The 18,596-nt window shown below is 68.5% G+C and carries 15 protein-coding genes and 2 pseudogenes; 8 read left to right on the top strand and 9 right to left on the bottom strand.

All coding sequences use genetic code 11. The annotated features are described in order from the left end of the window. Nucleotides 1-28 precede the first annotated feature (28 nt). The gene (locus tag NOD94_RS03160) at nucleotides 29-2,389 is read right to left on the bottom strand and encodes a phosphoketolase family protein (protein ID WP_281204144.1); all 2,361 of its coding nucleotides are present in this window, start codon (nucleotides 2,387-2,389) and stop codon (nucleotides 29-31) included. A 311-nt stretch (nucleotides 2,390-2,700) separates the two neighbouring features. On the opposite strand from NOD94_RS03160, the gene NOD94_RS03155 reads away from it, so the two are divergent. Further along, nucleotides 2,701-3,102: a hypothetical protein gene (locus tag NOD94_RS03155; protein WP_281204143.1), complete on the top strand. Its 402-nt coding sequence runs from the start codon at nucleotides 2,701-2,703 to the stop codon at nucleotides 3,100-3,102. Between the two features lie 14 nt (nucleotides 3,103-3,116). Here the strand turns inward: NOD94_RS03155 and NOD94_RS03150 are convergent. Beyond that, nucleotides 3,117-3,808 (bottom strand): annotated as a pseudogene (locus NOD94_RS03150) (IS5 family transposase); the annotation flags it as partial. A 298-nt stretch (nucleotides 3,809-4,106) separates the two neighbouring features. Here NOD94_RS03150 and NOD94_RS03145 point away from each other — a divergent pair. The 4 genes from NOD94_RS03145 (at nucleotide 4,107) to NOD94_RS03130 (ending at nucleotide 8,309) form a co-directional block, all read left to right on the top strand. Further along, the gene (locus tag NOD94_RS03145) at nucleotides 4,107-5,225 is read left to right on the top strand and encodes a tyrosine-type recombinase/integrase (RefSeq protein WP_281204142.1); all 1,119 of its coding nucleotides are present in this window, start codon (nucleotides 4,107-4,109) and stop codon (nucleotides 5,223-5,225) included. 158 nt (nucleotides 5,226-5,383) lie between these two features. Further along, entirely contained in the window at nucleotides 5,384-7,510 is a 2,127-nt protein-coding gene (locus tag NOD94_RS03140) for a tyrosine-type recombinase/integrase (RefSeq protein ID WP_281204141.1), read from the top strand. After that, on the top strand, nucleotides 7,497-7,880 hold the full coding sequence (locus NOD94_RS03135) for a DUF6262 family protein (protein ID WP_281204140.1): 384 nt from the start codon (nucleotides 7,497-7,499) through the stop codon (nucleotides 7,878-7,880). Before NOD94_RS03140 ends, NOD94_RS03135 begins: the two co-directional genes overlap by 14 nt. Nucleotides 7,881-7,961: 81 nt before the next feature. Further along, nucleotides 7,962-8,309: a hypothetical protein gene (locus tag NOD94_RS03130; RefSeq protein ID WP_281204139.1), complete on the top strand. Its 348-nt coding sequence runs from the start codon at nucleotides 7,962-7,964 to the stop codon at nucleotides 8,307-8,309. 66 nt (nucleotides 8,310-8,375) lie between these two features. On the opposite strand, the pseudogene NOD94_RS03125 reads toward NOD94_RS03130, so the two are convergent. From NOD94_RS03125 to NOD94_RS03110, 4 genes and pseudogenes are all read right to left on the bottom strand, one after another. Next, nucleotides 8,376-8,498: pseudogene (locus NOD94_RS03125) on the bottom strand (DUF5999 family protein); the annotation flags it as partial. Between the two features lie 233 nt (nucleotides 8,499-8,731). After that, nucleotides 8,732-9,745, bottom strand: coding sequence for a hypothetical protein (locus NOD94_RS03120; protein ID WP_281204138.1), 1,014 nt, complete (start codon nucleotides 9,743-9,745; stop codon nucleotides 8,732-8,734). Further along, on the bottom strand, nucleotides 9,742-11,082 hold the full coding sequence (locus NOD94_RS03115; protein WP_281204137.1) for an MFS transporter: 1,341 nt from the start codon (nucleotides 11,080-11,082) through the stop codon (nucleotides 9,742-9,744). Before NOD94_RS03115 ends, NOD94_RS03120 begins: the two co-directional genes overlap by 4 nt. Nucleotides 11,083-11,256: 174 nt before the next feature. Further along, nucleotides 11,257-12,669, bottom strand: coding sequence for a DNRLRE domain-containing protein (locus tag NOD94_RS03110; RefSeq protein WP_281204136.1), 1,413 nt, complete (start codon nucleotides 12,667-12,669; stop codon nucleotides 11,257-11,259). A 1,469-nt stretch (nucleotides 12,670-14,138) separates the two neighbouring features. Here NOD94_RS03110 and NOD94_RS03105 point away from each other — a divergent pair. Together NOD94_RS03105 and NOD94_RS03100 are read left to right on the top strand one after the other, a co-directional pair. Further along, nucleotides 14,139-15,617 carry a HAMP domain-containing sensor histidine kinase gene (locus NOD94_RS03105; RefSeq protein ID WP_281204195.1) on the top strand — a complete coding sequence of 493 codons (1,479 nt, stop codon included), beginning with the start codon at nucleotides 14,139-14,141 and terminating at the stop codon, nucleotides 15,615-15,617. Continuing rightward, the gene (locus NOD94_RS03100) at nucleotides 15,520-16,179 is read left to right on the top strand and encodes a response regulator transcription factor (RefSeq protein ID WP_281204135.1); all 660 of its coding nucleotides are present in this window, start codon (nucleotides 15,520-15,522) and stop codon (nucleotides 16,177-16,179) included. Before NOD94_RS03105 ends, NOD94_RS03100 begins: the two co-directional genes overlap by 98 nt. Nucleotides 16,180-16,448: 269 nt before the next feature. On the opposite strand, the gene NOD94_RS03095 is transcribed toward NOD94_RS03100, so the two are convergent. From NOD94_RS03095 to NOD94_RS03085, 3 genes are all read right to left on the bottom strand, one after another. Then, nucleotides 16,449-16,868: a hypothetical protein gene (locus tag NOD94_RS03095; RefSeq protein ID WP_281204134.1), complete on the bottom strand. Its 420-nt coding sequence runs from the start codon at nucleotides 16,866-16,868 to the stop codon at nucleotides 16,449-16,451. Nucleotides 16,869-16,934: 66 nt separating this feature from the next. After that, on the bottom strand, nucleotides 16,935-17,336 hold the full coding sequence (locus NOD94_RS03090; protein ID WP_281204133.1) for an IS3 family transposase: 402 nt from the start codon (nucleotides 17,334-17,336) through the stop codon (nucleotides 16,935-16,937). Then, on the bottom strand, nucleotides 17,333-17,641 hold the full coding sequence (locus tag NOD94_RS03085) for a transposase (RefSeq protein WP_281204132.1): 309 nt from the start codon (nucleotides 17,639-17,641) through the stop codon (nucleotides 17,333-17,335). Before NOD94_RS03085 ends, NOD94_RS03090 begins: the two co-directional genes overlap by 4 nt. A gap of 284 nt (nucleotides 17,642-17,925) precedes the next feature. Here NOD94_RS03085 and NOD94_RS03080 point away from each other — a divergent pair, with 284 nt between their 5' ends. Continuing rightward, nucleotides 17,926-18,528: a carbonic anhydrase gene (locus NOD94_RS03080; protein WP_281204131.1), complete on the top strand. Its 603-nt coding sequence runs from the start codon at nucleotides 17,926-17,928 to the stop codon at nucleotides 18,526-18,528. The last annotated feature ends 68 nt before the right edge of the window (nucleotides 18,529-18,596 follow it).

Genomic DNA, 18,596 nt, shown 5'->3' with positions numbered 1-18,596 from the left:
GCCCACCCCTCTCACCCCGAGCGGGCGCTCAGTAGGGCCAGGACCAGTCGGCCACCTCCGGCAGGTCGGTTCCGTGGAGGCGGATCCAGTCGTGGTGGCGGATCCGCTGGTCGGACATGCTCTGCCGCAGGCCCGCCGCCCGCCCGGCGAGGCCGGGGACGCGGTCGATGACGTCCATGACGAGCCGATAGCGGTCGAGGTCGTTGCGGACGACCATGTCGAAGGGGGTGGTGGTCGTACCGGACTCCTTGTAGCCGCGGACGTGCAGGTTCGGATGGCCGGTCCGGCGATAGGCAAGGCGGTGGATCAGCCACGGATAGCCGTGGTAGGCGAAGACGACGGGCCTGTCGGTGGTGAAGAGCGCGTCGTACTCCGTGTCGGTCATCCCGTGCGGATGCTCCTCCCGCGGCATCAGGCGGGCGATGTCGACGACGTTGACCACGCGCACGGCCAGATCCGGTAGGTGTCGGCGCAGCAGGGCGGTGGCGGCGAGCACCTCCAGGGTCGGCACGTCTCCGGCGCAGGCCAGAACGACGTCGACCTCCTGGGCCCCGTCGTCCGTGCCGGCCCACTCCCAGATTCCGGCGCCGCGTGCCACGTGTGAGCGTGCTTCGTCCATGGACAACCAGTCGTGGCAGGGCTGTTTGCCGGCGACGATGACGTTGACCTGGTCGCGGTCGCGCAGGGCGTGATCGGCCACGGCGAGGAGGGTGTTGGCGTCCGGCGGCAGGTAGACGCGCACGACACCGGGACTCTTGCTGAGGACGTGGTCGACGAATCCGGGGTCCTGGTGGGAGAAGCCGTTGCTGTCCTGGCGCCAGACGTGCGAGGTGAGCAGGTAGTTGAGCGAGGCGATGGGCGCCCGCCAGCTCAGCTCGCGTGCGCTCTTGAGCCATTTGATGTGCTGGCCGACCATCGAGTCGACGATGTGGGCGAAGGCCTCGTACGTGGAGAACAGGCCGTGGCGGCCGGTCAGGAGGTACCCCTCCAGCCAGCCCTGGCACACGTGCTCGGAGAGGATCTCCATGACCCGGCCGTCCGGGGACAGGTTCCGGTCGGTGGGTTCCGTCAGGCCCTGCCAGGCCTTGCCCGTCACGTCGTACAGATCGTCGAGGTGGTTGCTCGCGGTCTCGTCCGGTCCGAAGACCCGGAAGTCCCGCCGTCCGGCCGTGTCCCTCATGATCTGCGCGAGGTAGCGTCCCAGGACGCGGGTCGGCTCGTGCAGGGTGCTGCCGGGCTTCTCCACGGGGACGGCGTGCGCGTCGAGGCCGGGCAGGGGGAGCGAGCGCAGCAGCCGGCCGCCGTTGGCGTACGAACTCGCGCCCAGTCGCCGCCCACCCTCCGGTACGCAGGCCAGCACGGAGGCCGCAGGACAGCCATCGGCCTCGAAGAGCTCCTCCGGTCGGTAGGAACGCATCCAGTCCTCCAGCTGGCGCAGGTGTGCGGGGTCCTCGCGGACCGCGTCGAGCGGCACCTGGTGTGCGCGCCAGGTGCCCTCGACCGGTAGGCCGTCGACGGTCGCCGGCCCCGTCCAGCCCTTGGGGGTCCGCAGCACGATCATCGGCCACCGCGCGCGCTCATTGCCGGGATCCGTACCCGTGGGCCGCGCTTCCCCCTGGATGGTGTGGATGCGGTCGAGGGCCTGGTCAAGGGCCCTGGCCATGGCCGGGTGGACGAGGGCGGGGTCGCTGCCGGAAACGTAGAGGGGGTCGTGCCCGTAGCCGCGCAGCAGTGCGTCGAGCTCCGCCTCGGGGATGCGCGACAGCACGGTCGGGTTGGCGATCTTGTAGCCGTTGAGGTGCAGGACCGGCAGGACGGCGCCGTCGTGGACCGGGTCCAGGAACTTGTTGGAGTGCCAGGAAGCGGCCAGCGGCCCCGTCTCCGCCTCGCCGTCGCCGATGACGCAGGCCACCAGCAGTCCGGGATGGTCGAAGGCGGCCCCGTACGCGTGGGCCAGCGAGTAGCCGAGCTCCCCGCCCTCGTGGATGGACCCCGGCGTCTCCGGCGCGACGTGGCTGGGGACGCCGCCTGGGAAGGAGAACTGCCGGAACAGCTTGCGCATCCCGTCCGCGTCGCGGCCGATGTCCGGGTAGGTCTCGCTGTACGTGCCCTCCAGCCAGGAGTTGGCGAGCACGGCGGCCCCGCCGTGGCCGGGCCCCCAGACGCACAGCGCCTCCAGCGATCGCTCCTTGACCACCCGGTTGAGGTGGGTGTGGACGAAGTTCAGGCCGGGTGCGGTGCCCCAATGCCCGAGCAGCCGGGGCTTGATGTGTTCCGGCCGCAGCGGCTCCGTGAGCAGCGGGTTGTCCAAGAGGTAGATCTGGCCGGCGGCCAGGTAGTTCGCGGCGCGCCAGTGCGCGTCAAGCTCCGAGATTCGGTACGTGGTCATGAATACTCCTTCGGACCGCGGGCCGGGGCATGCGTCGGCTTGGCCGATGCCTGACACGCTGCTCTCGTGGGGCCGGGGCGGGAAGGGCAGGATCGGCCCCCCTGCGGGGGCCGGACGGCCCCTTCTGCGCCATCGCCGTGGGGCGGATTGTGGGCAGTCGGTTGTCCGCCGGTCAGGTTTCACGGGCATCGGGGTTCGGCCGCACGGCTGGGGGCCGGCTTACTGATCGTTTCAGAATGCCGTCCTGCGGAGAGGCTGGCGGCCTCATGGCACAATCCCTTCAGTCACGGGCTCAGGGGGGATGGCGCCGTATGGAACGGGTTGGGGCTGCGCGAGACCTTGTGCTTGGTTATGTCCGCGCTCTGAACGCGATTGATGAAGCCATGAGGGTGGCGATCCCGTCGATTGAGCGACTGGCAGATGTCCTCGGCCTGGTCCGTTCGCGCCAGATCAGTCGGACTGGTCACATCGGCGCCTACGCCTACACGGTTCACGGGGCAGGGTGCCGCTTCGAGAGCGACAACGGCACTGAGGTCGATGTCGACTTCACAGCCGACGGGAGCGAAATCTTCGACCTCTGGCGGCTGCGCCGGTACGGGCTGAACCTGCCGGAGCCTCTTGACGTCACGGATCAGGACATGCGGTCCGCGGTGCGGTCGCTGCAACCGCTTCTGAACGAGGTGCGGCCGGGATGGTTCAGCGTAGCCAACTGACCGCTCCGCGATGCGGTGCGTAGGCGGCGGAGGCATATGAGACTGCAGGCCAGTTCGAGCAGGCCTTGGTGGAGTTCGGCCCGTCGTTCGTAGCGGGTGCGGAGCCGTTTGAACTGGTGCAGCCACGCGAAGGCACGCTCGACCACCCAGCGCACTTTGCCCAGTCCGGAGCCGTGGGCGACGCCGCGTCGGGCGATCATCGGCTTGATGCCTCGCTTCCGCAGCAGGCGGCGGTACTTGTCGAAGTCGTAGCCCCGGTCCGCATACAGGCGCCGGGGCTTGCGGCGCGGGCGTCCGCGAAGGCCCCGGATCGGCGGGACGGTGCCCGGCAGCGGCAGGAGCTGGGTGACGTCGTGCCGGTTGCCGCCGGTGAGCGTGACGGCGAGCGGGGTTCCGTGGCGGTCGACGATCAGGTGGTGCTTGGAGCCGGGGCGGGCGCGGTCGACGGGCGAGGGGCCAACGTGGTCCCCCCTTTGAGGGCCCGGACATGCGATCCGTCCACGGAGCAGTCGTCCAGGTCCAACGCGTCCGCGCGGCGCAGTTCGGCGAGAAGGGCGGCGTGCAGGCGTGGCCAGACGCCGGCCTCGGTCCAGTCCCGCAGCCGGCGCGAGGCCGTCACTCCGGAACAGCCCACGGTCTCGGCCGGGACATCGCGCCAGGCAACACCGGTTCGCAGGACGTACATGACGCCGGCGAGAGCCGCCCGGAGTTCTGCCGATGTGGTCGCGGACGGGCATCAGCGCGGCTATGTGCTGTCGTTCCCCCTCGGCGAGGGGGCAGCAGTCGGCTGCTGTGGAGGGGCCGTTCCCTGGTTCATACGGCGTTCAGCAAGCCCCTGGTGAAGGCTCGATGACTTCGCCGCCCGGCAGCAGTTCACCGCCGTCCTCGACTATGTCGATCAGTCTTCCGAGTGTCTTTGACGTCCAACTCGCTGCCATCCAAGGGCCTTTCAGTGCTTCATGGACGGGTTCTGTTCGCCTGTCCATATCGGCCTGGGGTGTGGTGTGTCGTTCGCAGTGCAGAGGCTGCGGCTGTCCGATGACGGTCCGCTCTCGTACACCGTGGTGGGAGACGACGGCTTGCCCGTCGATGCCGTGGAGGACTTCCTTGCGTACCTGTCCGCGACGGGCGCGTCGCCGAACACGGTCCAGGGCTACGCCTACGACCTGAGGGACTTCTTCGTCTGGCTGGAGCAGGTCTGTCTGGACTTCCGGCGGGTGCGGCTGGAGGTCCTTGCCCAGTTCTTCGACTGGCTGCGCCGGCCGAAGCCGGCCCGAGCGGCCGGTGTGTTCGTGCTGCCGGATGTCGGTCCGGCGCTGGAGAACACCACGCTGCAGCGGAAGAGGGCGGCGCTCGCGTCCTTCTACCGGTTCCACGCCCGGCGGGATGAGAGCGTTCCCGCGCTGCTGGGAAACCTGCTGGCCAGGCAGCCCACCGGCACCTACATGCCGATGTTGGTGCACACCCAGCGCGGCGGGGAAGTCGAGCACAGCCCGATCCGCATCCACGCCCACCGCAACCCGCCCAAGACCCTCACCGGCGACGAGGTGCAGCGGCTGATGCGAGCCTGCAGTCGGCGGCGGGACCAGTTCCTCATCGCCCTCCTGGACGACTCGGGTCTGCGGATCAGCGAGGCCCTGGGCCTGCGGCATAGCGACCTCAACCTCCGCAAGGGCGAGATCTACATCGTTCCGCGGGAGAACAATCCGAACCGCGCTCGGGTCAAGGGGATGAAGGGTCGGACCGTTCCGGTGAGTCCGGAGCTGTTCGACCGCTACGCCTCCTACATGGAGAGCGAGTACAGGGCTCTTGACTGCGACTTCGTGTTCGTCAACCTCTTCCGTGCCCCGATCGGCTCCCCGATGACCCGGGCGAACGTCAACGAGCTCGTGGGACGCCTGAAGAAGTGGACCGGTATCGCCCATTTCTCGCCGCACGCGTGCCGGCACACCTACGCCACGCGACTGCTGCGGGCCAAGGTTCCGATCGAGGTCGTGGCCGAGCTCCTCGGCCACGCCAGTTCGCAGACGACCGCGGAGATCTACAGCCACCTCAGTGTCGAAGATCATCGCAGGGTGCTTCTCTCGGCTGGGGTCATCAAGGACGGGAAGTCAGAGCGGTGAACACACCCCAGATACACCGGGGCTCGGCTGGGCTTCTGGCGAAGCTGATGGAGACGGTCCGGCCGGAGTTCCGTGCCGACGTGTTCCGTCCCCCTCGTGACAGCCCGACGTTCTTCCCGGGGGAGTGCCGCATACCGTCCTGCCCGACCACGCTGACCATGGGCAGGCTGCTGCTCTGTCGCACCCACCATCACCACTGGGTGGCAGCCGACCGACCGGTCGACCTGGACAGCTGGTCCGTGCAGGTCGACGCGCGGCTGCGTCAGCGCAATCAGGTACTGGACTGCGTGCTCCCCGGATGCAATCGGGCCAGAGCCGCCAACACCCTGTGCCACCGACATGCCTCGCGCTGGAACCATGCGGGACGGCCGGACCTCGCGGACTGGGTCGGACGGACCATCTACCAGCCGCCGCAGGGGCCCCAGGCCGTGGAACGGTCCTGCGAATTCCCCGACTGCCCGCGCTGGACCGACAGCACCAACGCATCGCTGTGTCACACGCACCACAGCCGGTGGCGCAAGCACGGTCGCCCAGATCTCAGCGGTTGGTACGACGACCTCGCCCACCGCGGCGACCCGAAGATCCGCCTCGGCCAGCTCGCCCCCGGACTCCGCCTGGAATTCCAGTTCGGACTCCAGCACCGCCTCGATGAAGGGCTGCGATTCACCCCCGCCCGAGACGTGCGCCGCGCGGTCACCTGGGCGTCTCAGGCACCGGTCACCAGCCTCGTCGACTGGAGCGAAGCCCACTGGCGGGACTACGTCGCCCCCGCCAACCCCGACGGCCAGCGTTCGACCCACAACGTGGTGGCCTTCCGCTTCATCGCGGACACCCGCTTCGCACTGGAACACCTGCTCATCGCCGATGACCCATGGGCCGACCAGTACCCTCGCGATACCTGGGACCTGCGCCATCTCGCCCTGGCAGAAGGCGAGTCGCGCTACCTGCGCTTTGCGAGCATCCCCCAGCCCTGGCTTCGCGAGCTGACCAAACGGTGGTGCCGGTGGCGGATCAGTACGGGCATCAGCGTCAACACGGTGGCGAACAATCTCCGCTCCCTGGTCCACTTCGCCCGGCATCTCCCGCCGAACGCAGCGCCCGCCGACCTGACACGCGCACGGATCGAGACATGGATCGCCGTCCTGAGCATCGACTACCCGGACGTCTACACCCGCCGGACCGCGGTCAACGCTCTGAGCCGGTTGCTCACAGATACCCGGGCGCACGACTGGCAGCCGGACCTTCCGCGCAACGCCGTCGTCTACAACGACGCCCCAGCCTTGCCGCCGGCCAAGCCGCGCTGGATCTCCGAGCACCTCATGCGCCAGCTGGAAAATCCCTCCAACCTGGCACTGATCCCCAGTGATGACCTCCGCCTCATGATTCCCCTGCTGATCTCCTGCGGCCTGCGCATGAAGGACGCCCGACGCCTGCGATTCGACTGCGTCACCCACGACGACACGGGCGCCCCCTACCTGGCCTGGATCAACCACAAGATGCACGGACGTGCCGCGTTCTTCCCGATCAGCCAGGACCTGGCAGACGAGATCGCAGAACAGCAACACCGGGTCGAGTCGAGATTCCCGGCCGGGAGCCGCTTCCTGTTCCCCAGCGGGCAGGCAAACCTCAACGGCAGCAAACCCATCTCGGACACCTGGTGCCGCAGCCTCATGGAGAACTGGCTGCAGCGCATTCGTCTCCTCGACGAGCACGGACGCTCCGCGCGGGTCACCTTTCACCAGTTCCGACACACGCTGGGCACCCGGCTGATCAACGCCAACGTCCCGCAGTACATCGTCCAGCAGCTGCTTGACCACATGTCGCCGGAAATGACCGCCGTCTACGCGCGACTCCACCAGAAGACCCTGCGCGAGCACTGGGAGAAGGCCCTCAAGGTCGACGCCGACGGCGAACCCGTCGAACTGCCCACCGACCATCCCCTCGCCGACGCCGCCTGGATGCGTCTGTCCCTCGTTCGCGCCAAGGTCAGTCTCCCCAACGGGTACTGCGGAGCCCCCATCCAGACCGACTGCGAGTACGCCAACCCATGCCTGGACTGCCGATTCTTCATCACAACCGGCGACTTCCTCGACCAGCACCGACGCCAGCGCGATGAGACCCGCAAGCTCATCGGCGATGCCGAGAGGGCCGGGCTCTCGCGGATCGCCGAGAAGAACACCCGCACGCTCGGCAAGCTCGACACCATCATCGACGCCCTGGAACAAGCCGGACCTCAGCAGATCGTGGCCGGCGGAAAGGTGACCGATCTCGATGCCACCGGCTGACAACGCCCGCTTCCTTGTCGAAGCCTCGAAGGCCCGCAGCAGACAAGCACGCGAACGCGCAGAAGAAGCCATCAAGGCAGCCGCCCGCCGCGACCAACGGCCCACCGTCGTCAGTATTGCGAACGCAGCAGGTGTCTCCAGGTCTTGGCTATACACGCAGACCGACCTCATCACCGCGATCAACCAGCTCCAGCAGCGATCCCCTGCACCCCACCGCAGCCCTCGGCACGCGGCCAGCGACACCTCTCTGCACCGCAGGCTGGAGACCGCACTCGAACGAAACCGGCAACTCCGCGACCAGGTCGCCGACCTCACCCGGAAACTGGAGACCGCCCACGGTGAAATCCGGCGCCTCCGCACCCTGACCTAGGACTTCTTGTGGGTCACGAGTGGAGGTTCGATCTCGGGGCCTGCGGGCGCCAGCGGAGCTCCTGCCTGCGACGATGCGCCCATGAGCTATGATCTTGCTGTTTGGGACGGTGACCGTCCCACCGACGATTGCCAAGCGGGCTCGACCTACAACGAGCTCTACGAGCGTTACCTGGAATCGGACGACGTCGTCGTGCCTCCGGCGCCGCGCATCATGGCCTACGTGCAAGCACTCGTGGCGCGATACCCCGACGACGAGCGCAGTGTCGTATGGGCGTCGCCACCGGTCCTCGATGAGGCATCGGGCCCGATCGTGTACCTGCTCATGTCCTATGGCGAGGCTGAGGCAGTGTCCGAGTACGCCGCTGCGCTGGCTCGCGAGCACGGACTCATCTGCTTCGATCCGCAGGGAGAATGCCTCCGGTCCTGACGAAGACATGTCCGTCTCGTAGTGCCCCTGGTCAGCAGCCTCTTCCGCGTCCGAGATCGACATAACGTCGAAGGCCAGGACTCCGTTGCACAAGAGGCTCCACCCCTGTTCAGGGTGGAAGACGACGGTGCGGGCGGCATCATGGTCCGGCGCAGTGGCCGGCGGGCAGGGCGGCTGATGGTTGCACATGGTAGTCCTCATGCGTGGCGAATGGCTGGGCTGGCTGCCTCCTGGTGGCTGTCCGAGGCAGGACGCGGTCGGGTCGTGCAGCTGCGGCCCCGTCGGAGAGTTGGTCAGGCGCTGATCAGCTTGGTCACTTGGTCACGAACGTTGCGATCTGGTCGTGGTCGTGGCCGAGGGGTGGACGCGTGGCGGGGCAGCAGTCCGAAAGGGCCGCGGACTCCGTGCCCGCCCCACCCGCATCAGCGCGCCGCTTCCGTCGCGGCAGGCGAGTTGGCCCCGGAAACGAGAACATGGGGCTCGCCGCTGCCGTTCGCCGGTACTGTCCACACGTCGTTGGTACCGTCCCCGCGCTGGAGCCCGTACGCCAGGGTGAAGTTGTCGAGCCAGGCCGCCTGATCGTCCACCGTTCGCGTCTCCGCCGACTCGGTGCGCCGCAGGGTCGCGAGGTCGAGGACGGACAGGCGCCAGCCCTTGGCGGGGTCGGCACCGACGGCCTGCTTGAAGGCGACCCGGGTATTGTCCGGAGACAGCGACGGGCATTCCACGTTGTCCACCAGGATACGCAGGGTCCTGGCCGCCAGGTCCCCCTCCACCAGGGAGCGGGTTCCCCCGCTGGAGAGCGTCGCGTAGAAGCGGTTGCTGTCGGCGGCGAAGGTGACGCCCCAGACGTTGATATCCGCCGCCCGGTAGGGGTGCCCCTGTCGGTAGACGGCGAATTCCTCCAAGGAGTGGGTGAGCCCGCCCGTGCGCGTGTCGAGGATCCCGGTACGGGTCGAGAAGCCGCCGCCGGCGTATGAGTCCCCGCCCACGAACAGCGTCCAGGCGACCATCCGGCCGTCCGGGGAGACCCGGGTCCGGTTCGGGAGACCGGTCAGGTTGACGGTACGTCGAACTTGCTGGTCCGCGTCGAGAACCAGGAGCCGGGGCTCGCTGAGTGCGCCGGTGGGAGTGAGGCAGGCGGTGGTGCCGCCCGCGGTGTAAGCGCGGTCACAGCGCTGCGACGTGACGGTCCGCGGGCCCGCCGGGTCGGCGAGGGACACCGTGGACAGCAACCCGTTGCTCAGCACCTGGAGCCGGCTGCCGTGTGGGTGCCGACCGTCCGGGGAGGCTGCGGCGACCGGACCGGGGCCGTCGCCGGGGGCGTCGGTCGCGTTGTGACGGGCGCGGACGACGGTGGTGGTTGCCAGGGTCGCCAGCAGGGCGGCGGCGAGCACGGTCGCTATGATCCTGCCGCGCTGGGTGGGGGCGTTCATTCGCAAGTACCAGTCCTTTCATCCGGGTTTCGCTTCGGATCCGGTTCCCGAGTTGTGTGCATGGCGGGTCCTGCTGTCGGGGCCGCGGTTCGGGAGGCCTCAGGGGCCAGCAGGAACGCCGTCGCCACCGCGCCGACGACCACGCACAGCGCCGCCCCCCGGCTCGCCGCGGCCGCGCCCCACACCTGCCAGGCCAGCCCGAACAGCACGGACGAGCCGAGGTAGGCCAGCGCCTGGCCGCTTTGGATCACGGCGATGCCGGTCGTCCGCAGCCGTTCCGGCAGCACGGGTGCGGCGAGTGCCATCAGCACGCCCTCGGTGGCGGCGTAGAAGATCCCGTTCAGGCCGACGACCAGGACCAGGAGCATCGGGCCGTCGAGCGGGCCGTGCAGCAGCAGGTAGACCAGCGCCAGCATGCCGTAGCCGCCGAGCATCACCGGCAGCCTTCCGATACGGTCCGCGAGCGCACCCAGTGGGGCCGCGAGGAGCAGGTAGGAGAGGCTGGTGCCGACGGCCAGCAGCGGGAACCATCCGATGGACAGCGACTCGCGCCGCTGCAGCAGCAGGTACACGAATCCGTCGCCGATGGTGGCGAGTCCCAGCAAGCAGGCGGCCGCCACCAGGCGCCGGACCGGCCCGGTCCGCAGGAGCCGGCCGAGGGCGCGCGGTGACACGGTGCCCTTCGTCGGCCCCGCCTCCCGGTGGTCCCGTACGAAGAGGACGAGGACCAGCACGCCCAAGGCCGCGATGCAGAAGCTGGTGACGAAGACCGCGTCGAACGACTGGCCGGAGGCGGTCAGTACGGCCAACGCCACCAGAGGGCCGGCGAAGGCCCCGATGCTGTCCATGGCGCGGTGCACCCCGAAGGCGCGGCCGAGCGCGTCGCTTGGCGCGGACAGGGTGATGAGCGCGTCGCGTGGAGCGGTACGCAATCCCTTGCCCGCCCGGTCGGCGGTCAGCACCAGCCCGATCGACGACGCGGAGCTGCCCACGGCCACCAGGCCGAGCTTGGCCAGGGCCGAGAGGCCGTATCCGGCGCCGGCGACCGCCTTGCGCCGGCTGGTCCGGTCGGCCACGTACCCGCCGACGAGTCTGAGCAGGGCGGTGGCCCCGGTGTTGAGCCCGTCGAGGACTCCGTACGCCGCCGGGCTGAGTTGCAGGCCGAGGACAAGGTAAAGGGGCAGGACGGCGCTGACCATTTCTGCGGAGACGTCGGTGATCAGGCTGACGGTGCCGAGCGTGAGGACGTTGCCCCCGACCATGGTCCACCGGCCGCGCCGGCCGGTGACGGCGGAGTCGGCTGGCAGCTCCTTCCTGCCGATCGTGGAGAGATACACGGGGTTGCGACCTCCGGACGGGGATGAGGGATGAGGGGGATGAGGGGGATGTGCAGGGGATCAGGGCGGGTGGGGTCCGGACACCGCCGAGCCCCCGAAGCGGTGGCGCGGGCGGCATCCGGCTTGGTCAGGCAGATGGCCGGACCGGCAGAGGGGAGAACGGAACGGGCGCTATCAGTGGCAGGTGCCGGTGCCGCTGTCCTTGTACGTCTTGCCCGCCACGGGGACGAACTGCCAGTCGTAGCTGCTGGCGTGCAGGGTCAGCTTGAGCACGCCGAAGGTGTCGTTGTTGCGGGCTTCACTGTTGGGCTTGATGGTGCCGAAGCCGTAGAGGCTCGCACCGCCCATGCCGGCGACGAACTGCCGCAGACCGCGCGCAGTGTCGAGCCGGCCGCTCGGGTTCTGCGGGGCGAACCGCTCGTACTGGTGGTTGTGGCCGGTCAGGATGACCTCGGCGTTGTTGTCGTACAGTGCCTGTACGAGCGGACCCGTCGCCGGGTCGGGGGCGTGGCCGGAGCTCGAGGTCCACCGCGGCTTGTGCCAGTAGGCCACCGTGCACGGCTTGGTGCTGGCCGCAAGGTCGGCGCGCAGCCACTGCTCCTGGGCCGAGCCCACCGCCATGCCGGTCTCGGAGTTCAGCGCGACGACGTGCCAGTTGCCGAGGTCGTACGAGTAGTAGCCCTTGCCGGCCGCACCCGCTTTGGTACCGAAGTAGTTGTAGTACGCGGAGGCGCCCGAGGTGTGGTAGTCGTGGTTGCCCGGCGCGGGGCGGGTGCGGGCCTTGTGGCGGCCCCAGGTCGGCTCGTAGTACGTGGAGAAGTCCGACGCAGTGCCGTTCGGGTAGGCGTTGTCCCCGACGGTGAACACCGTGCCGGGGATGTTGTCGAGCAGCTTCGCCGTCGCGGTGTCCCCGGAACCCGATGTGGCTATGTCACCCGCACCGACGAGCACCGGGTCGCCGGGCGGCGGGGTGGTGGAGCCCGACGGGGTCGGCGTTGTCGGCGTCGGACCGCCGCCAGTCTCGATTACCAACTGTGGTGCGGTGGCGCCCGTCTCGCGCGAGTCGTAGTCCGCCCCGTTGCTGCTCGACGAGGTCACGCCGATACCGAAGCTGCCGTTGCCCTTCACGTACGAGGTCACGTCGACCTTGTACCAGGTGTTGCGGGAGACCGAGCCGAGGGTGCCCAGTACGGTGCCGTCAATGGAGGGCCGGTTTCCGTACGTGACGGACGTCTCGGACCACGAGGTGTTGGACATCGCGCGGAACGTGCCGCCGCTGCCGCTCTCCGCTCCCGCGACGTCGTCGACGTGGATCCGGAGCGTCGCCCGGGTTATGGGCTTGGTGATGCCCGTGACGTCGAACTTCAGAAACATCCGCTTGACGGGGCTGTTGTCCGCGCCGAGCTGCTTCGATGTGCCGTAGTTCGTGCTGGCGTAGCGGTTGTTGACGTAGGTGTCGGCGGTCGGGGAGAACCTGATGTCCCCTGCCGACGCGCGGGGCGCGAGGCTTGTCAGGGCAGTGGCCGCCACGGCGGCTGAAGCGAGTACGGCGACGAGAGCCACCGTGGTGGTCTTCCGACTGGGCATGCGAAACCTTTCGCTTGCGGTACGTGGGCGCCACGGAACGTAGGGGCTTGACCCTCGATCGTGGGCACCGGTTGTTGTGCGGCAGTGGTCAAGGCGGTCAGCGGCGGACCAAGGTCGCGCCGTCGGCCCTGCCACGTTCGCGGGGGTGTGGTCAGGAGCGCCGCCGGAGCGTGAATGCCCGCAGAGGAGCATGTCCCGGACCATCAGAACTTGCACCCCGCGTGCTCAATGGGGCGGCTTCTCCTGACCCATGAATGACCCGGCTGGTACGGCGGAACGATGTGTCCCGCATTGCACAGCTCGAAGAGTCCGCTGGCGCAGCAGCGGTGATGAGGGCGGGGACCACGCGCGAGTCCCAGCAGCTGACCCACAGCGTCGTGGGGCTCTACCCGAGGGCGAAGTCCCGGAAGACCCACGGGTCGGGGGCGATGCGATCTCTCAACGAGCGGGCTCGATCCAGCAGTTCGTGCATGCTTGCGTCTCCTGGCTCTGGACATCCCGGGTGGGTGTCAGGTGAAGAGCCTGAGGAAGCTGCGTGAGCTGATCGTGAGCCTACGGTGAGAGTGTCCTCATGCGACTGACCGGTCATTTGACGATAGGTCGAGCCGGTAGTCGGCGCCGCGGATGGTCGCCACCTTGTCCGGTCCCCACTCTGCGCCGAAGGTAGCGACGAAGGCGTCGACGAGGTTCGATCCCGGGTCGTGGTCGAAACCCAAAACTCAGCTGCGCAGTTGCTCCCGCCTCAGCACCTGGTCGGGATGGCACACCGCTCATCGGTGGAAGTACGGAGCATGTGGTCGAAACCTGGTGTCTCGCCTTCGCTGAGGGGGTCGTGGTGGGCAGGCCCCATGCATACGGGTGGCAGTCTCTTGCAGCTCGCAAGATCGGTCCGCACCCGGGGCCCGAGCGAACCGGCCGCGAGCGGACACTGTCGTCGAGTTGTCGCCGTGGTCCGGAATGGGGTGGCGTATCCGCCGAGGCGGGAGATGAGAAATCTCTCCTCTTCATCCATACATTCGATTGGGGCGGCAGGCTAGCCGGATGGTGCTTCGGAAGGTCGGCGTGGTAGTCGCTGCTCTGTGCGCCCTTACGGCCGTAGGGGCAGTGATCGGGTATGGGTGGTCCAGTGACGGCGATCCGCCATCTCTGGGTCCTGAGATCGTGGTACCCGTATCGGAGAGCAGTGGTGAGCCGTCGTCACCTCCGTCGCGGTCTGTCGCGCCTTCCTCCGCTCCACCGCCGTCAGCCGTGGCGTCGACTCCTTCGTCGACCGAACCCGGAGGCCGGCCAGTCCCGAGGCGGTCGCTGCCCCGCAGCGATGACGATGCCAGCCCTTCTCCCAGTACCAGCCCTTCTCCCAGTACCAGCCGGCGAGCTACGACCGGGAGCGATGACGATGACGACGGCGGCAGCGACGGGTGAGACGGCGCCATCGGATGCCGAGCGCCCGGTCACGCATCGTGGGAATGATGCTGCTCCTGGTCGCCACGACGTTGGCCGTGCCGGCATTCGGCATCACGCTGATCTGGCAGGTCAGACTCGACGCCGAGATGGATGATCAACTGCGCAGTGAAGCGGACAAGTTGCGCCGGTTCGCACATACGGCGCGGGAGCCGGCCACCGGGGAGCCGTTCGTCGAAGGGGCGTCGCTGCTGACCGAGTTCATGACCGTCAACCTGCCGCGCCGGGATGAGGCGTTCTTCAGCCTCGTCGACGGCCGAGCCGACCGGCTCAGCCCCAATGCCGTACCCACGCGACTGGACCAGGACGCAGCTGTGGTCGCGCGGCTGTCGAAGGGGAGCGGCACGCAGATCGGCTGGCTCGACTCGCCGGCCGGGCGAGTGCGCTACGGCGTCGTCCCGGTGCGGGTGGCGGGGGACCGGCACGACACGCGTCTGGTGATCGTGGAGTTCCGGGATCGCCAGACGCGGGAGGAACGGTGGCTCGCGAAGATGTTCCTGACCGCGGGGGGCGGAGGACTGGTGCTCGCGGGCGCGGCGAGCTGGCTGGTGGCCGGCCGGGTGCTGGCGCCGATCCGCCTGGTGCGGCAGACCGCCGAGCGGATCGGAGAATCCGACCTGACGGAGCGGCTGGAGGTGGCGGGAACTGACGACGTGGCAGCGCTGGCACATACGTTCAATAACATGCTGGACCGGCTGGAGAGCGCGTTCACCACCCAGCGCCGTTTTCTCGACGAAGTGGCGCACGAGCTGCGCACCCCGATCACGGTGATCCGGGGCACTCTGGAGCTGATGGAGGACGGGGCGGACGATCCGGCGGCGACCCGAGCCCTGGTAGTGGACGAGTTGGACCGGATGACCCGGATCGTGGAGGACCTGCTGCTGCTGGCCAAGGCGGAGCGCCCGGACTTCCTCGCGTTCGGCGAGACGAACCTGACGGACCTGGTGGTCGACGTGGTCGCCAAAGCCCGGGCGCTGGGCAACCGGCACTGGCGGGTGGCACAAGTGTCGGAGGGCACGCTCTTTATCGACGGCCAGCGGCTCACCCAGGCGCTGATGCAGCTCGCGGCGAATGCCGTGCGCCACACCCGCGCCGGGGACCTCATCGAAGTCGGCTCCCAGCTCCGCGAGGGTCTACTGCTGCTGTGGGTGCGGGATGCGGGGCCGGGGGTCGGGCCGCAGGACCGGGAGCGCATCTTCGAACGCTTCGTGCAAGCCGGCCGAGTTGTCTCGGCCGACGCGTCGAGCCCGGGCATCGGGCTCGGCCTCGCCATCGTCCTGGAAATCGCCCAGGCGCACGGCGGCACGGCCTGGGTGGAGGACGCCGAGGGCGGCGGCGCCCGATTCGTTATCGCTCTGCCCACCCACACTTCCTGGCAGAAAGGACACCATGAACCGGGTGCTCATAGCGGAGGACGAGGTCAGAATCGCCGCCTTCGTGCAACGGGGCCTGCACAGCGCTGGTTTCGTCACCACTGTGGTCGGTGACGGGCTATCCGCCTACGAGGAGGCCCGGACGGGCAGCTGTAACCTGATGATCCTGGATCTGGGGCTACCGGTCTGCGACGGGTTCACCGTGCTGCGCAGGCTCCGCGAGGAGCGGGTGACCCTGCCGGTGATCATCCTGACAGCGCGGGACAGCGTGTCCGACACCGTGGCGGGTCTGGAGGGCGGCGCCGACGACTACCTTTCCAAGCCGTTCGCCTTCGAGGAACTGCTGGCCCGGGTTCGGCTGCGGCTACGCGCGGACGCCGCACCGGAAGCCTCACTGCTCAGAGCCGGTGACCTCGTACTCGATCTGCGCACCCGGCGGGCACACGTGGACGGGAGGGTGGCGGAGCTGTCCGCGCGGGAGTTCGCACTGGCCGAGGTGTTCCTGCGCCACCCCGACCAAGTGCTGACGCGGGAACAATTGCTCAGCATGGTCTGGGGATTCGACTACGATCCCGGGTCCAACATCGTCGATGTCTACGTGCGCTACCTGCGACGCAAAGTGGGTGCCGACCGGGTGGAGACCATCCGCGGCGCCGGCTACCGGCTGCGCGTCTGACTGCCGCCTCTGTCCGCGCACAAAGTTCATGGGCAAAGCCCAGGCGGCGGTGCCGCGGGCCGGGCGTCTTTCTGGTCCGGGGGCGTCCGGCAGCCCGCCACGCCTCCGGCCAGGACTGTCCAGGGTGGGCGAAGCCCATCCCGCAGCGACACTGCAGGCGCCCTCGACCGCTCGGCACGGTTCGCACACGTTCCGATCAGATGACCTGTGTGAGGTCCCCCGCTGCGCGGGAGTGGCTGACTAGCTGTTCAGGGCGGGTTGACGTGGTTTCAGGTTCTTGTTCGGCTGCTGCCTGGTTGGCGAAGTGCTTCTCCTCGTACTCGACGGGGCTGAGGTAGCCGAGCCGTTTCTGGATGCGGCGGGGGTTGTAGAAGCCCGTCGATGTACTCGAAGAGCGCGAGGTTCGCTTCGGCTCCGGTGGTGAAGATGCGGCCGCGGATGCACTCGGTCTTGATGACCATCCACAGGTTCTCCGCCAGGGCATTGTCATACGAGTCGCCGACCGAGCCCATGAACGCCTGGATCCCGGACCTGACCAGGCGGGTTGTGAGCTCCACGGACGTGTATTGACAGCCGTGGTCCGCGTGGTGAATGAGCTCGCCGGGCGTGACATCGCGGCTGGCCGGGGCGTATTCCAGCGAAGTGAGGACCAGGTCCGCGTCGGCGCGGGCGGAGGTTTCCCAGGCCACGACCCGGCGGGAGAACGTCGCGGATCGCGGACAGCCACAGCGGGCCCTCCAGCGTCGTGACCATGGTCAGGTCGGTGACCCACAGCCGGTTCGGCCCGTTCGCGGTGAAGTCGCCCCTGACCAGGTCAGGGCGCGGTCGGCGTCCGGGGCACGACGGGTGAAGCCCTTGTTCCGGCGGGGGTTGATCCCGGTCAGGTCGGCTTGGCGCATGAGCCGTTCGACGCGCTTGCGGGCGACGTGGACGCCCTCACGCTTGAGGACGGCGTGCACGCGGGGTGAGCCGTAGATCCCGCCGGACTCGGCGTGGACCTCACGGATCCGCCCGGTCAGCTCGGCGTCCTGGCGGCGCCGCTCGCACGGCTCGGTCTCGGCCTGGCGCCACCGGTAGTAGGTGGAGGAGGGGATGGAAAGTTCCCGGAGTACGGGCTCGACCCCCAGGCGCGGGTGCGCGTCGAGGAGCGCGGTCACCTGGGCCGGGTCGGGTCGAGCTGGGCCGCGAAAAAAGCCGAGGCCGTCCGCAGGACCTCGTTCGCCCGCTTGAGCTGGGCGTTCTCGTTCCGCAGGACGGCCAGCTCCTCACGCTCGGCGGTGGTGAGCATGTCGCCTCGCTCGCCGGCGTCGGTCTCGGCCTGTCGAATCCAACTGCGCAGGGCCTCGTGGTGCAGGCCGAGCTCCTCGGCCATGCGGCGGATCACCGGCTTCGGCTCGGCGGTCCGGTACACCCGGACCGCACGCTCACCAACTCCAAGCGGGTACTTCCTCGGCGCAGGCATCGTCTGGGTTCCTCTCATGAAACCCATCTGACCCTCTGTCACCTCTTCCCGCATCTCGGGGGAACCTCAGTGGAAGCCTCGCGTGTAATCCGGCACGAGCACACCCATCTTCGTGCGTACGCCGCCATCCGGCTGGGTATGTGGGCGTCTCCCGGCCGCCCCAAACCGTTGTGGCGTTTCCATGAGAACACTCTCACAGGGAACCCACGATTAGCTCATGTATTCGCCACAAGCTCTCACCCACGACATCCACCCAGGATGTTTCAGAGCCAGGAGACGTGAGCATGGACGACCTACTGAAGCGGGCCCGTTCCTTTCGACACCGCATCGCTCGCGAGAAGGAAATCTTCCGGAGCTTCGCGCTCGGGCAGAGCCCGGCAACGCTGTTCATCACCTGCTCGGACTCGCGGGTCGTGCCCACACTGATCACCGCGGCCGCGCCGGGCGAACTCTTCGAGCTGCGCAACGCCGGCAACATCGTGCCGCCCTACCGGCCGGGCTATCGGACGGGCGAAGCCGCCACCATCGAGTACGCGGTAGAGGTCCTGAAGGTCCGCGACATCATCGTGTGCGGGCACTCGCACTGCGGCGCGGTAGGGGCCGTGGCCCGTGGTGAGGACCTGACCCATCTGCCCAGCGTGGCGGACTGGGTGGACTTCGCCCGACCGGCACTGACCGGGCTGCTCGACATCCCGCCGAAGGACCCGGCGCTGCCGGACGCCGTACAGCGCCATGTCACCGCGCAACTGATGACGCTGCGTGGCTATCCGCAGATCGAGCGCGGCACGGCCGAGGGCCAACTGAGCCTGCACGGCTGGTTCTACCGGGTGGACACCGGAGATTTGTGGGAGCTCGACGAGACACGAGGTGTATTCGGCCAGCACTGAAACCACGCCCCCCTGCACGCGCACCGGGTGACCGGTGCGCGCGAAAGGAACACCCGTGCCCCCTGAAC

The sequence above is a fragment of the Streptomyces sp. Isolate_45 genome (genome assembly GCF_024721315.2).
In the GTDB taxonomy this organism is placed as follows: domain Bacteria; phylum Actinomycetota; class Actinomycetes; order Streptomycetales; family Streptomycetaceae; genus Streptomyces.
This window is presented reverse-complemented; position numbering and strand designations above follow the sequence as displayed.